This window comes from Xanthobacter aminoxidans (assembly GCF_023571765.1).
GTDB classification, from domain to species: Bacteria; Pseudomonadota; Alphaproteobacteria; order Rhizobiales; family Xanthobacteraceae; genus Xanthobacter; species Xanthobacter aminoxidans.
In genome coordinates this window covers 26,461-41,073 of the sequence record NZ_JAMJXC010000025.1, presented here as the reverse complement: position 1 = coordinate 41,073, position 14,613 = coordinate 26,461, and the positions used below count along the sequence as shown (strand labels likewise).

Here is a 14,613-nt window from a genome sequence, read left to right as displayed (position 1 = left end):
AAGCGTGGCCATCGCCTTCGTCCTGAACGGCGAGCGGATCGAGGTGGCGGATGCCGCCCCCTCCATGACGGTGCTGGACTTCCTGCGCACCCGCAGCCGCCTCACCGGCACCAAGGAAGGCTGCGCGGAAGGCGATTGCGGCGCCTGCACCATCGCCATTGGGCGGCAGGACAACGGGGCGGCGCGGTGGCAGGTCGCCAATTCCTGCATCCTGCTGCTCTCCCAGATCGACGGCACCGAGGTGAAGACGGTGGAGGGGCTTGCTGGCCCGTCCGGCCTCCATCCCGTCCAGACCGTGCTGGCCGAGAGCGACGGCACCCAATGCGGCTTCTGCACGCCGGGCATCGTCATGTCGCTCTACGCCCTTGCGCAGGAGCGGACAGGCGATGCGCCGGTGGGCGATGCCGACATCCACGAGGCGCTGGCCGGCAATCTCTGCCGTTGCACCGGCTATCGCCCCATCGTCGATACCGCCCGCGCGCTCTGCGCCGCGCCGGCGGTGACCGAGCCTGTGTCCGTTCCGCCGGAGCCCAACACCCGCATCGCGGCACGGGGGGAACTGCATCTCGTGCCGCAGACCCTTTCGGAGCTGGTGGCGCTGCGCAGCGCCTATCCGGACGCGGTTCTGATCGCCGGCGCCACCGACCTCGGCCTCATCCCCGCCAAGAAGCGGCAGGGCTTCCCCCTCGTCCTCTCCACCCGTCGCGTCGCCGAGCTGAAGCGGATCGCGTGGGAGGGCGAAGTGCTGGTGCTCGGCGCCGCCGTCACCTATGCGGAGGGGCTGGAGACGGTGGAGGCGGCCTTCCCGGCGTTCGGCGCCCTCATCCGCCGCATCGGCTCGCGGCAGATCCGCACCATGGGCACCTTCGGCGGCAATCTCGGCACCGCCTCGCCGGTGGGCGACACGCTGCCGGTGCTGCTGGCGCTGGATGCGGAGGTGGAGTTGGCCGGCCCGTCCGGGGTGCGCCCCATGGCGGTCGCGGATTTCCTCACCGGCTATCGCCAGACCGCGCTCGCGCCGGACGAGGTGATCGCGGCGCTGCGCCTGCCGCGCCTTGCGGAGGGCGAGCAGCTCTTCGCCTGGAAGCTCTCCCGCCGGTTCGATCAGGACATCTCCACCTTGCTCGGCGCCTTTCGCCTGCGGGTGGACGGTGGACGGATGATGTCTTTCGCGGCGGCCTTCGGCGGCATGGCAGACCGAGTGAAGCGTGCGCGGACGCTAGAAACCTTGCTCACCGGCGCCCTATGGGCCGATGCGCCGCCCGAAGGCATCGAGGCAGCCCTCGCTGCTGACTTCTCGCCGCTCTCCGACCATCGCGCCAGCGCCGCCTATCGCGCCGCCGCCGCCGCCAATCTGGTGCGCCGCCTCCACATCGCCACCACGCGCCCCGGCGTGCCACTCGAGTTGGAGGCGCTATGACCCGCGCCGTCCATGTCCCCGCCCGCCACGAGAGCGCCAACGCCCATGTGAGCGGCCGCGCCATCTATCTCGACGACATGCCGGAGCCGCCCGGCCTGCTCCACGCGGCTTTGGTGCTGAGCCCCCATGCCCGCGCCCGCATCGTCTCCATCGACCTCTCGGCTGCTCGCGCTCTGCCGGGCGTGGTGGCGGTGGCGGCGGGCGACATTCCCGGCGTCAACGATATCGCCCCCATCCGCACCGGTGAGCCGCTGCTGGCGGCGGGCGAGGCGGACTATGTGGGCCATCCCGTGGCCGCCGTGGCCGCGCCGACCCTCGATGCCGCCCGCGCTGCCGCGGCGTTGGTGCGGGTGGAATATGAGGCGCTGCCCGCGCTGCTCGATCTCGATGCGGCCTATGCGGCCGGCGCCCGCGTCGCGCCGGACCAGCAGGTGGGGCGGGGCGATGTGCCGGCCGCGCTGGCCGGTGCGCCTCTTCGCCTCTCCGGCGAGGTGCGGTGCGGCGGGCAGGATCATTTCTATCTGGAAGGGCAGATCGCCATCGCTATCCCCGGCGAGGACCGGGACATGCTGGTCTATTCCTCCACGCAACATCCGACCGAGGCGCAGCACGGCGTCGCGCATGTGCTGGGCCTGCCATTCGCGGCGGTGACGGTGGAGGTGCGGCGCATGGGCGGCGCCTTCGGCGGCAAGGAGAGTCAGGCCACCATCATCGCCGCTATCGCCGCCCTATTGGCCCACCATGCGGGCAAGCCGGTGAAGCTGCGCCTGCCGCGCGAGGTGGATATGGAAGCCACCGGCAAGCGCCATCCCTTCCGCGTCCGTTGGGAGGCTGGCTTCGATGCGGAGGGGCGCATCTCCGGGCTCGACATGGAATTCGCCGCCGATTGCGGCAATGTGGCGGACCTTTCGCCCGCCGTCGTCTCGCGCGCCCTGTGCCACGCGGACAATTGCTATTTCATCCCGGCGACCCGCTTCCGCGGTGTGCTGGTGAAGACCAACACGGTCTCCAACACCGCCTTTCGGGGCTTCGGCGCGCCGCAGGGCATGCTCGCCATCGAGGCGGTGATGGACGAGATCGCCCGCCACCTCGGCAAGCCCATCGAGGCCGTGCGGGCCGCCAACCATTATGGCGATGCCCCGCGCAACATCACGCCCTACGGGCAGGAGGTGGAGGACAGCCTGATCGAGGAGGCCATGGCCCACCTCGACGCCAAGGCGAACCTTGCCGCATGGCGCGCCGAAATCGACGCCTTCAACGCGCAGAGCCCGGTGATCCGCAAGGGCCTCGCCACCATGCCCATCAAGTTCGGCGTCTCCTTCAACCTGACGACGCTGAACCAGGCCGGGGCGCTGGTGCATGTCTATACGGACGGCTCCGTCCACCTGAGCCACGGCGGCACGGAGATGGGGCAGGGGCTGTTCGTGAAGGTGGCGCAGGTGGTGGCGGACGCCTTCGGCATTCCGCTCGACCATGTGCGCGTCTCCGCAACCAGCACCGCCAAGGTGCCCAACACCTCGCCCACCGCCGCCTCCTCGGGCTCCGACCTCAACGGCATGGCGGCGCTGATCGCGACGAAGGAGATCCGGGGCCGCATGGCGGGCGTGGTCGCGGCGCATTTCGATGCGGCGGTGGAGGACGTGGTGTTCGCCGAGGGGAGCGTGAGCGTGGGCAACCGCAGCCTCTCGTTCCGCGAGGCGGCGCACATGGCGTGGCAGCAGCGCGTGCCGCTCTCTGCCACCGGCTTCTACAAGACGCCGAAGATCCACTTCGACATGGCGAAGTCGGAAGGGCGGCCCTTCTATTATTACACCTACGGCGCCGCCGCCGCCGAGGTGGCGGTGGATACGCTCTCCGGCGCGGTGCGGGTGCTCAGGGCCGAGATCGTGGGCGATTGCGGACGCTCGCTGAACCCGGCCATCGACATCGGCCAGATCGAGGGGGCCTTCGTGCAGGGCATGGGCTGGCTCACCTGCGAGGAGCTGAAGTGGGACGCCAACGGCCGCCTCGCCACGCGCGGCCCCTCCACCTACAAGATCCCCGGCTCGCGCGACGTGCCGCCGGTGCTCAACGTCCACCTGCTCGACAAGCCGAACACGGAGGAGACGGTGCTGCGCTCCAAGGCGGTGGGCGAGCCGCCGCTGATGCTCGCCATCTCGGTGTGGCTGGCCATCCGCGACGCCATCGCCGGCCTTCCGGGCGCGGGTCCCGTGAAGCTCGACGCTCCGGCGACACCAGAGCGTGTTCTGGCCGCGGTGGCCGTACGGCGCGAGGACAGGGCGCGGGGGTGAACGCCCAGACGCCGGGGCGTGCGGCATCCTGTAATTCGATACCATTGTCGCGTCGGGCTGTCCCCGCGGGACGGTGCTTTGGGCGCCGCCTTCCCCAGTGTCAGGGGGTGTCCCGCCGCGATTTGCGTTGCCTCGCGGGGCCGGTGTCGGTATGTCCCGGCGAGGCACCGCTGCGGGGCGCGGGTGCGATTGAGAGGACGTAAAAGATGGCGCTTACCGGTCTCATCCCCTCCTTCCGTCTCTCGCTCCTGTCTGCTGTCCTTGCCGCCTCGGCCTTCGCCCTTCCCGCCGCCGCCCAGACGGCCGCCGCGCCGGCTCCGGCCGCTGCGCCTGCTGCTGCTCCTGCCGATCCCACCGAGACCCATTCGGTGCACGACGACTGGACCGTCCGCTGCAAGGGCAAGGACGACAAGCGCGGCTGCGAGGCGGTGCAGACGCTGCAGACCCCCGACCTCGCCCATATCCTCGCCCACGTCGCCGTGCGGGCCGAGAAGAGTGGGCCGGTGCGTCTCATCGTCCTCACCCCGCCCGGCGTGTGGCTGCCGTCCAACGTCTCCCTGAAGGTTCCCGGCGTCGCGGATGTGGTGCTGACCTTCAAGCGCTGCGGCCAGCATTGCGTTGCCTCCACCGAGCTGACGCAGGATCAGCTGACGGCGCTCAAGGCCAGCTCCGGCAAGGGTGAGATCGTGTTCGAGGACGGTTCGCGCCGTCCGGTCATCCTGCCGCTCTCGTTCAAGGGCCTCGGCGCCGCCATGCAGGCCAGCCTCAAGGGCTGATTGCCCTGCCGCAGGCAAACAGGATTTAAGGCCGGTGCCAACGCGCCGGCCTTTTTCGTTTCCACTTGCGTTCTGTCTGGTGCGGGCGCTGTCAGTTCGCCGGAGGCTGCTGCGGGTTCGCAGCCGCGCCGCCATCCATCGCCCGCTCAGCGGCGGGGGCGGCAGAACGGGCCTTCACCGCCTCCAGCAGCGGCAGCGCCGCGCCGGAGCGCTCGATGAGGCTGAGCGGGTCAGCCATGATGCTCGGCTCGTCCCACGGCCCACGGACGCTGAACGGCAGGTCGATGGCGCCGGTCTTCGCGCCCTTGGTCGCCGGCAGCGCGGCGTGGCCGGCGAGATCCAGCGCGCGCTGGGCGATGGAGAGCGAGCCGGTCATGTCGATCTGCGCGCGCGGGCCGCGCATGACCAGCTCCTCCACCGTGCCCACACCGTCGCTGATGGCGATGCGGCCGTTGAGTTCGGTGAAGGCGGTGCGTCCGCCCCGCCAGTCGCTGGCCGCGGAGAGGGGCCGCCGCTCGATGCGCTGCAGCAGTTGCGCCACGTCGAAACCGTTGAGGTAGCCGTTGGCCGCACTCAGAGCCGCGCTGCCCTGAAGGTTCGCGGCAATGTCCTGGATGCTGCGCCCGGCCCCCGTCACGTCGAGCTGAAGTGTCCCGGTGCCGTCGATGCGGCGAAAGCCGCCGATGTCGTCGAGGGCGCGGGCGAGTTCCACATCGTTCGCTTCCGCCTCAAGCCGCAGCTCCGCGCCCGCCGAACGGCGGGCCTGGGGGGCGGCCGCGTCGGGCGGAGCGGGGGCGAGGGTCAGGGACGCGCGCAGCACGCCGCCCCAGCCATGGGCTTCGCCGACGGCGAGCACGAGCCGGCCGGCGGTCAGAACGGCACTGGCGGCGACGGTGGAGAGCGCGGTGTCGCCCACGTCCACCCGGGCCGCCGAAAGCCTGAGGTCGAGGTCGCAGGCGCCGAGGGCGGAGAGATCGACCGCCCCCCGGTCCCACCCCTGCCGCTCGCCGCCGGTCAGGCGCATGGCGCCGTAGGGAGCGAACGTGACGTGATCGGCGGCGAACGTGCCCTGGATGAGCGGGCGCGGGCCGGAGACCTTCACCAGAAGGCCGCCATCGCCGCGGTTGCCGTCGAGATCGACACTCGCCTCGGTCAGGGCCACCTCGCCCTTCTCCAACTTCAGGCGGGAGGCGAGGGAGAAGGACCCGAAGCCGCTGCGCGTGGGCGCTTCCATGCCGGCCCAGTCGAACAGGTCACGCAGCGAATCGGCGTCCGCCGTCACCGCGCCGTCCATGGTGGGTGCCTTGCCGAGGGCGGCGCGGCCGTGGAAGCGGGCCTTGGCGCCGTCCGTCGCCACGGTCACGCGCATGGGCGCCGGTGTGCCGGCCATGAAGGCGGTGATGTCGTCGATGAACAGCGTCGCGTTCACCGGCTGCTCGCGCCAGTCGAACTGGACGGCGACGGCGATGCCGGCGCGGTCGAGCACCCGGTCGAGGCTCGCCGTGATGCCGCTCACCAGTTCGCGGGTCAGGCCGCTGCTGGAGCGCCAGGCGATGGTGCCGTCGATGATGCGCAGCTCCGGCCGGTCGGTGGCGGCGAGCACCGGCGCGATCCCGAGGGCGGGCGCCATGCCTTCGCCGGTGAGGACGAGGGTCGGATGCTCGACGATCACGTCGTTCACGGCCACCCGCCCGGCGACGAGCTGGAGCAGGTCGAGCCGCGTGACCACGTTCTCGGCATCGAGCGACTGGCCGGCGGGGAGCGGGAAGCTGACCTTGCCGAGCACCACGCGCGGCGAGGGGAAGAGGCGAATCGACGGCTCGCCGAGAATCTCCACCTTCTGGCCGGTGGAGCCGGCAAGCGCCTGCGCCGCCACCCGGCGCAGCTCGGCGGCCGGGACCAGGAAAGGCAGCACCGCCATGGCGACGAGCAGCAGCGCGGCTCCCGCGCCCAGCACGGATGCAGCGATGAGCCCGGCCCGGCGGGTGTTCTGGCCGACACGCAGCATGAAGATACAGAGGTCTCCGAGGGAGCAGGCGGGGCGATGCGCGCGACGCCTGAGGCCACGTTGGATCGTGGCCGCACCTTTAGCGGGCTCTGTGTCTCTTTGATGGCTGGGGGCTTCGGGGTGGGCCGGCGCGCCGGTCAGTCGCGGGCCGAGGCGCTGCCGCGCGTGCCGTCAGCCGAAGCGGCAAGGGCGGACGAGGACATGCGGGCTAGAAGCATCACCGGCCCCAGCCCGACGAGGAGAATCACCAGCGCCGCCAGCGCTCCGTCCTCATAGGTGCCGCGCGCCGCCTCCCCATAGACGTGGGTGGCCAGTGTCTCGAACCCGAGCGGACGCAGCAGCAGGGTGGCCGGCAGCTCCTTCATGGCATCGACGAACACCAGCAGGGCGGCGGTGGCGAGGGCCGGCCGCAGCAGCGGCAGCAGCACCCGGCGCACGGTGCGCGGCTGCGACGAGCCGAGGCTGCGGGCGGCCATGTCGAGATGCGGGGAAAGCTTGGCGAATCCCGCCTCGATGCCACCGACCGGAATGGCGAGGAAGCGGATGGCGAGTGCCGCCACCAGCGCGGCCCCCGATCCTGACAGCAGGAGGCCGGTGGAGATGCCGAAGGCCTGCTTCATCGCGGCGTCCAGCATGTTGTCGAAGCCGGCGAGGGGGCTGAGCAGGCCGACGGCGAGCACGGTGCCGGGCACCGCATAGCCGAGGCTCGCCACCCGCGCGAAGCCGGAGGCGAGCGGCGCGCGCGTCAGCCGCTGCCCCAGCGCCACCACGAGGCCGAGGCCGAGGGCGAGGGTCACCGTGCCGGCGGCGAGGGCCGCGGTGGTGGCGGCCTCTCCGAGGATTCGGTTGGGAAAGCCGGTCTCCGCCATCCGCCGCGCCGCCGAGATGGAGAGGTGCAGCAGCGGCACCAGGAAGCCGAGCATGACCGGCAGGGCGCAGAAGGCGGCGGCGGCGAGGCCCTGAAGCCCGGTCAGCCGCAGCGGCGCCTGTGGCCGGGCCGAGCCGGTGGCGACGAACCGCCGGGCGCGCCGCGCCCATCGCTCCAGCAGGATCAGCCCCAGGACCAGGGCGAGCATGACCAGGGCGATCTGTGCCGCGCCCGGCAGGTTCGAGCGGTTCACCCAGGTGGAATAGATGGAGACGGTGAGGGTGCGCACACCGAGGAATTCGGAGGCGCCGATGTCGCCCAGCACTTCGAGGAGCACCAGCGTCAGTCCCGCCACGATGGCCGGGCGGGCCAGCGGCAGGCCGATGCGCAGGAAGGCACGCCAGCGGCTGGCGCCCAGCGTGCGCGCCACTTCCAGCGCCGCCGCCGACTGCAGCACGAAGCTCGCCCGCGCCGAGAGGTAGACGTAAGGGTAGAGCACCGCCGACAGCACGAGGATGCAGCCGCCGGTGGAGCGCACATCCGGCAGGCGCAGGCCGCGCGGGCTGGCGATGCCGAGCATCGCGCGCAGCGCCTCCTGCACCGGCCCGAGGGGGTGCAGGACGTCGAGATAGGAGAAGGCGACGATGTAGCCCGGCACGGCCAGCGGCAGCAGCAGCGCCCATTCCAGCACCGAGCGGCCGGGGAAGGTGCAGGTGGCCACCAGCCAGGCGCACGGCACGGCCACCACCAGCGTCACCACGCCGACACCGAGCACCAGCAGGCCGGTCTCGGCCAGCGCATCGGGCAGCACGGTGGCGATGAGGTGGGGCCACATGTCGCCCGACCCGCGCGCGGCGATGCCGGCGAGGGCGAGTAGGGGCAGCAGAACGAAAAGAGCCACCAATCCCGACGCCAGAAGGAGCGGGGAGAGGTGGCGGGGGAGGCGGAGCCGCGTCGCGCGCGGCTCGCCGGTCAATGCGGTCTCAGCCATCGGCCATCAGTTGTCGAAGCCGACCTTGTCGATGAGCTCGCTGGCGCGCTTGCGGTTCTTGGCGATGTCCACCAGCGGGATGGGATCGACCTTGAGCGGCCCCAGCGCGCCGATGATGGGATCGACCTCGGCCGCTGCGATCACCGGATATTCCAGGTTCTGTTTGGCATAAATCGCCTGCATCTCCGGGGAGATGGCGAATTCCAGCAGCTTCACGGCGGCGTCCTTGTGGGGCGCGTTCTTGGCCACGGCGGCGCCGGAGACGTTCACATGGGTGCCGCCGCCCTGGAAGGTGGGGAGCAGCACGTTGATGCCGTCGCCCCACTTCTTCTGGTCGGCACCGCCCTTGCCCGAGCGCATCAGGCCCACATAGTAGGAATTGCCCACCGCCAGATCGCAGATGCCGCCGAGGATGTCGCGGGCGCCCTCGCGGTCGCCGCCGGCGGGCTTGCGGGCGAGGTTGGCCTTCAGGCCGCGCAGCCAGGCCTCGGCCTTCTCCTCACCGTGATGGACGATGTAGGCCGCCACCAGCCCCACATTGTAGGGGTGCTGGCCGGAGCGGATGCAGATCTTGCCCTTCCACTTGGGGTCGGCGAGGTCCTCATAGGTGATGGCGGAGAGCTTCACCTCATCCTTCGCCGCATAGACGAGGCGGGCGCGCAGGGAGAGGGCATACCAGTTGCCGGCCGGATCGCGCAGGTTCGCGGGAATAGCGGAGAGGGCAGGGGAGGTCACCGGCTGGGTGACGCCGGCATCCACCACGTCGAGCAGGTTGCCCACGTCCACGGTCATCAGCACGTCGGCGGGGGAGCTGGCGCCCTCCGCCTTCACGCGCTCGGCGAGGCCGTCCTTGATGAAGACGCTCTTCACCTCGATGCCCGTGGCCTTGGTGAAGGCCTCGAACAGGGGAGCGGCCAGCCCGGGCTCGCGGGTGGTGTAGACGTTGACGACCTGCTGCGCGGTGGCGCCCTGCGCCGCGACAAGCAGTGCGCCACCGGCGAGAAGGCTGCGCAAGAGATGAAAGCGACCCATTGAAATCCCCACACGCGGGCTCGGAGCGAGCACGACAAGACGATGGAGAATTGGCTAGCCCGGCGCGTTACGAAGGGTCAATGAAGAAGGCCGTGAGCCCGGAAACATTGGAAATCATCTAATTCCGAAACGCTTTGCGCGCAGTGGGGCCAGTTTATACTTTCTCCAGACTATCGGGCCTCACAAAGCAAAAAGCCCGGCGTGAGAGCCGGGCTTTGCGTTGGTATCGGACGGGCGGAGGAGGATCAGTCCTCGTCGAGCTCGCCGATGTGGTGCTGGGCGTACAGCTGGAGGCCGAGCTTGGACACGAGGTCGAGCTGGGTCTCAAGGAAGTCGATGTGGCCTTCTTCGTCCGCCATCAGCTCCTCGAAGAGGTCGCGGCTCGGATAGTCCTTCACCGTCTGGCAGTAGGCGGCCGCTTCCTGGTAGAGGGCGCGGGCATCGAGCTCGGCGGCGAGATCGCAGTCGAGGATTTCCTTCACGTCCTGGCCGATTCGCAGGGGGTCGAGCACCTGCATGTTCGGGAAGCCGTCGAGGAACAGGATGCGGTCGGTGAACTTGTCCGCGTGCACCATCTCCTCGATGGACTCGGCGCGCCACTTCTTGGCCAGCGCCTTGTAGCCCCAATTGTCGAGCATCCGGTAATGGAGCCAGTACTGATTGATGGCGGTCAGCTCAGAGCGCAGGCCCCGATTGAGGTATTCAATAACCTTCGGATCGCCCTTCATTCTCAGCTCCTGATGCCGTAAGGACAGTTAGTTTGGATTAAGCGTTAGACTAATTCTAATGTGGTGGCAAGGTACCCGACCACACCGCCGGTTGTTCGCCGGGCGTTCGGGCACCCTTTTAGGAAGCTTATTCGGCGGCGACCATTCCGGTAAGTCCCGCAACAGGACATTCGTCCGCACAGGCACCGCAATCGTGCGCCTGCACCTGATCCATCAGCGTGCGGATGGTCCGGGCGCAGCGTCCGCACTGGGGCGAGCAGCCGAGGCAGCGATAAACTTCGCTGGGGGAGCGCAATGGGGTTCCCGCAAGCGCATCAAGCACCTGCCGGTCTGAAAAGACGTTGCATGAACAAACGATCATGGCACGGCCCGAAGCTAACTTGGAAGGCTTCTAAAAACTTGTTTCTATTGCATTTTTCGCAGAGGACGGCCGGACCCGTCAACTCCGTACATATGCGACATGGTGGGTCGAGGGCCGTTCAGACAGGCTTTTGCCAGCACAATGGAGTAGTTCCATTGTGCGGATACCACCCGACTGGTGGTTGAACACCTTCGCAGGCTCAGGCGGGCAAGGTGAGCCGCGCGATCATGCCGCGACGCCGGCCCAGGTCTTCACCGGCCTGAGACATCCCGACCGGATCGATCTCAAGTGACCCGCCCAGCGCCCGCGCAGCTTCCGCCATGCGGGTCAGACGCAGTGGGCGCCCGTCCGCAGCGAAGCGGTCGTCCGGCGAGAGGCCGGATAGCGGATCGAGGGCCGCCGCAGCCGCCGTTGCGTCAAGGCCCGCGCCGGCATCGCTCAGCTGCACCTTGGCGCGCGGTCCTCCATCACCTTCGTCCTCGGCGAAGACCGAGACGGCCACCGCGCCGCCGGCCGGCGTGGCCGCCACGGCCTCTTCCACCAGCATTGCCACGAGTTCCGCGAGCGGGGCTTCGGCGGCCAGGGCCGTGACCCCTCCGGCGTCGTCGAGGCGCAGCGCCAGCCGCCGCCGCCGGGCGGCCGGAAGAAGCGCGGCCACGGCGGCGCGCACCGCCGCCGACACGTCGCAGGTGACGGCTTCCGCCGTCTGGGCCGGCTGCGAGAGGGCGTTGAGGTCGTCGAGGGTGGCGTTGAGGGACTTCAGGGCGTCCCGCAGCGGATCGCTCAGGGCCTCGGCGGGCGCTTCGCGCAGGATCGCCATGGGGCCTTCGAGCCCGGCGCGCAGGCGGCCGGCGAGGCGCGGCAGGAGGTTCACCACGGGTTCCGGTTCGGGCACCGCAACGGGCACCGCCATCGGTGCCGGCTCGGGCTGCTGCGGCACGGGACCGATGACGACGCACAGGATCTGGTCCTCGGCGCCGGCGCGGGTCACGGCCGCCAGCCCCGGCAGCATCTCGCCCTCGCGATTGCGGAGAGCGAGCGCGACCTGCGCGGAGGCCCCGTCGTCCCGCACGCGGTCGAGGGTGGCCACGGCGTCGGCGCGGTCGGTCGGGGCGACGGCGATGGTGAAGGGCTCGCCGGCAAGGTCATGGGCCGGAAAGCCCAGCCGCTCGGCCGCCGCGAAATTGGCGAGGCGGATGGTGCCGTCCATCTCCAGCAGGAAGACCGGCCAGGGCACCATGTCGAGCGCCGCGCGGCGGGCACTCGCGCGGGCCTCGCGGTCGTCGTCGGTGGTGTCGAGGGCGCGGATGACGTGGATCAGCGCCGGCCGGCCGAGGAACGGCGCGGCGACGAGGCGCACTTCCACCGGCAGGCGGGCTCCGTCGGGCGTCAGCACATGGAGGGCGCCGGATTCGCGGGAGAGGACCCGCTCAAGCCCGCCGGCCTCCGCCAGCGAGTCCAGCCCGCTCCAGCCGGTCAGGGCGAGAAAGGCCCGGTTGGCGTGCACCAGCTCGCCTTCCTGCTGCACCAGCAGGCTCACCGGGAGCTTGTCCAGCAATTCCGCCTCGTCGCCGGAGGCGGGCGGGGGCTCGGGCTCGGCGTATGCGGCGTCCATTTGGTCGGGCGGATGGGTGTCCGGCGGAATCCTCGGCCAGTCCTCGATGGCCGCGGCCAGGGTCCGGGCGATCTCGCGGAAGGCGGAGCTTTCCTGCGGCGACAGGCTGCCCTGCCGGAGCGGTACCACGTTGCGGCCGAAGGCGACCGGGGGCTGAGGGGCCGGTGCGCTCGCCTGCGGCGCTTTCGGCGGCAGGGGAAGAGGCGTCTCCGCCGCCGAAACGATGCCGAAGCCGCGCACGCCCTTGAGCCGGCGCTCCGCATCGAACAGCGGCGCGCCGCCGAGGCTGAGATCGAGCGGGGATTCGACGCCCACCGGCGGCACCGTCGCCGTGCGCTCGGTGAAGCTTTCGCCCGAAGCCATGGCGTCGATGAGCGCGTCGGCGTCGGTCAGGTGTCCGTCACGCTCCAGCTCCGCGAAGCTCGCGCCGAGGAAGGTGCCGGAGCGGCTGCCGAGCGCCGCCGCGAACAGGGGGGACAGCGCGCGCAGGCGTCCGTCCGCATCGCTCTCCCACGTCACGCGCAGCGGCTGGGCCAGAAGCGGGCGCAGCGCCGCCGGCACGGCCGGAGCCGCCGCGGGGCGCGCAGGCGAGGGCGGGGCGGGCGCGAATGCGGCCGGGTCCGCGAACAGGATGGCGGGGCCGGAGGGCAAAGCGAGGGCGGCAAAGCGCAGGGTGCGGGGCGAGAGGTCGCCCGGCAGGCGCAGCCGTGCCACGCCGAAGCCGGCGGCGGTGCGCCGGGCGAGGCGGGTGGCCGCCGTCATCACCGGCTCGGGTGCCGGTTCACCGGGCGCGATCGCAAGCCGGGCGGCCGCCGACGTCGCCGCCAGCATGCGCCCGGTGCCGAGATCAAGAAGGAAGGAGACGAATTCCTGCCGCGCGAGGGGCGCCAGCACCGCCTCCGCGCCTGGAAGAGCGGACGCGATGGCCTCCACGCTCTCCCCGGAGAGGAGAGACGGGTCGTCCGGGCTGCCGTGGTGCTGCGTCATCGTTTGCAGGATCGCACCTTGCGGAGGAGGAGGGAACAAAGGCGGGACCACCCCGCCGGCTCATATTCTCACCGCCATTGATTAACGTCAGTGCAACTTCGCCGCGCGCCTGCCATTCATATTGGCGAAGCGGCACTACCGTAGATTAAGATCGGTCGCTGTGCGGTGGCTTGCGCCGCCCGACACCCGGAGGAGAGACGGCCATGACGACGAAGTTCGGTCCGGAGCTGGAGCTGCCCCCTGAAATGCGTGCCATTGCCGAGAAGAATGTGGCGCAGGCTCGCCAGGCGTTCGAGACGCTGTTCCAGAATGCGCGTGAGACGGTCGGCGAGAGCGAAGGCCATATCGAGGAGGTTCGCTCCAACATCAAGGACTTCCGCCAGAAGGCCATCGGGCTGATGGAAGCCAATGTCGAGGCGAGCTTCGACTTCCTGCACAAGCTGGTCGCGGCCAAGAGCCCGCAGGAGATGATGAGCCTGCAGGCCGAGTTTCTCACCAACCAGCTGAAGACCGTTTCCGAGCAGGCCAAGGCCTTCGGCGACGACGCCAAGGCCCTCGGCGAGAACGCCGTGCGCACCATGGACGAGCACGCCCGCACCCTCGCCGAGCGCCTGAAGGCCCTCGCCGCGTCCGCCGCCCAGAGCGCCCAGGCCGTCGCCCAGGACCTGAAGACGGTGGGCGAGACCGCGGTGCGCGAAGCCCAGGCGGCCGCGGCCAAGGCCACCGATCCCAACCAGCAGGGCTGACGGGATTACTCTACCGGTCCGCGCGTACCCCCGGTGCGCGCGAAAGCTTGACTTGTGCAGCGCAGAATTTCATTTTGCGCTGCACGTTTACTGCTGTATAACCCTATCGTCGGGGTAAACACAGCTCACCTAGAATGTCCGGAATGCAAGCGTTGCACGGCGCTGCGCGTCGCGTTTCATTCTGGTGGCACTGCAGCAATGCGCCTCGGCACGGATCGCCATGCCCCGTTTCCGAGGATGACATGAACGACACCTTCATCAAGGCTTATCAGGATCAGATCGAGGCGGCGAAAAAGGCGTTCTCGACTCATGCCGTTCCGGCCGTCGAAGTGCCGCCGGCCGTGCGCGAAATCGCCGAAAAGGGTCTCGCCGCCTACCGCGAGAACTACGGCAAGCTGAAGGCCGCCGCCGAGCAGGTGAATTCCGCCCTCGAGGAAAGCGCCACCACCGCCTCCAAGGGCGTGGCCCAGTACAATGCCAAGGTGCTCGAGGCGGTTCAATCGAACGTGAACTCGGCGTTCGACTATTTCAATTCGCTCCTGACGGCCAAGACGCTCGCCGAGGCCGTGGAACTCTCCACCGGCCACGTGCGCAAGCAGTTCGAGACGCTGACCGGCCAGGCCAAGGATCTGTCCGCCCTCGCGCAGAAGGTCGCCGCGGACTCGTCCGAGCCGATCAAGTCTTCGGTCGAGAAGATCCGTCCGACCGCCTGAGCTTTCGCTCCCTCAACGACCGCCGCGTCCGGGCCAGCGTGCTTGACGCGGCGGGTCCGCCTTGTCATGACGCGGGG

Annotated in this window: 11 protein-coding genes; 5 read left to right on the top strand and 6 right to left on the bottom strand. The window is 70.0% G+C overall.

All coding sequences use genetic code 11. The features are described 5' to 3' along the window. The first annotated feature begins 4 nt into the window (after nt 1-4). The 3 genes from xdhA (at nt 5) to EJ105_RS24815 (ending at nt 4,487) form a co-directional block, all read left to right on the top strand. Nucleotides 5-1,420, top strand: coding sequence for a xanthine dehydrogenase small subunit (gene xdhA, locus EJ105_RS24825; RefSeq protein WP_250168433.1), 1,416 nt, complete (start codon nt 5-7; stop codon nt 1,418-1,420). Further along, nucleotides 1,417-3,711, top strand: coding sequence for a xanthine dehydrogenase molybdopterin binding subunit (gene xdhB, locus EJ105_RS24820; protein ID WP_250168432.1), 2,295 nt, complete (start codon nt 1,417-1,419; stop codon nt 3,709-3,711). The genes xdhA and xdhB overlap by 4 nt, the downstream gene beginning before the upstream one ends. A gap of 206 nt (nt 3,712-3,917) precedes the next feature. Beyond that, nucleotides 3,918-4,487, top strand: coding sequence for an invasion associated locus B family protein (locus EJ105_RS24815; RefSeq protein ID WP_250168431.1), 570 nt, complete (start codon nt 3,918-3,920; stop codon nt 4,485-4,487). A gap of 91 nt (nt 4,488-4,578) precedes the next feature. Here the strand turns inward: EJ105_RS24815 and EJ105_RS24810 are convergent, their stop codons facing one another. The 6 genes from EJ105_RS24810 to EJ105_RS24785 all read right to left on the bottom strand — a co-directional run bounded on the left by EJ105_RS24810 (nt 4,579) and on the right by EJ105_RS24785 (nt 13,077). Next, nucleotides 4,579-6,495, bottom strand: a complete 1,917-nt coding sequence (locus tag EJ105_RS24810) for an AsmA family protein (RefSeq protein ID WP_250168430.1) — start codon at nt 6,493-6,495, stop codon at nt 4,579-4,581. Between the two features lie 137 nt (nt 6,496-6,632). Next, nucleotides 6,633-8,354, bottom strand: a complete 1,722-nt coding sequence (locus EJ105_RS24805) for an ABC transporter permease (RefSeq protein ID WP_250168429.1) — start codon at nt 8,352-8,354, stop codon at nt 6,633-6,635. A gap of 6 nt (nt 8,355-8,360) precedes the next feature. Continuing rightward, entirely contained in the window at nt 8,361-9,386 is a 1,026-nt protein-coding gene (locus EJ105_RS24800; RefSeq protein ID WP_250168428.1) for an extracellular solute-binding protein, read from the bottom strand. 245 nt (nt 9,387-9,631) lie between these two features. Continuing rightward, nucleotides 9,632-10,114 (bottom strand): bacterioferritin, encoded by a 483-nt coding sequence (gene bfr, locus EJ105_RS24795; protein ID WP_024279492.1) that lies wholly within the window; start codon nt 10,112-10,114, stop codon nt 9,632-9,634. A 127-nt stretch (nt 10,115-10,241) separates the two neighbouring features. Next, the gene (locus EJ105_RS24790; protein WP_081762651.1) at nt 10,242-10,475 is read right to left on the bottom strand and encodes a (2Fe-2S)-binding protein; all 234 of its coding nucleotides are present in this window, start codon (nt 10,473-10,475) and stop codon (nt 10,242-10,244) included. Between the two features lie 199 nt (nt 10,476-10,674). Further along, the gene (locus EJ105_RS24785; protein WP_250168427.1) at nt 10,675-13,077 is read right to left on the bottom strand and encodes a PAS domain-containing protein; all 2,403 of its coding nucleotides are present in this window, start codon (nt 13,075-13,077) and stop codon (nt 10,675-10,677) included. Nucleotides 13,078-13,280: 203 nt separating this feature from the next. Here EJ105_RS24785 and EJ105_RS24780 point away from each other — a divergent pair, with 203 nt between their 5' ends. Next, nucleotides 13,281-13,823: a phasin family protein gene (locus EJ105_RS24780; protein WP_250168426.1), complete on the top strand. Its 543-nt coding sequence runs from the start codon at nt 13,281-13,283 to the stop codon at nt 13,821-13,823. Between the two features lie 242 nt (nt 13,824-14,065). Continuing rightward, nucleotides 14,066-14,536, top strand: coding sequence for a phasin (locus EJ105_RS24775; protein ID WP_051679188.1), 471 nt, complete (start codon nt 14,066-14,068; stop codon nt 14,534-14,536). Nucleotides 14,537-14,613: the final 77 nt, after the last annotated feature.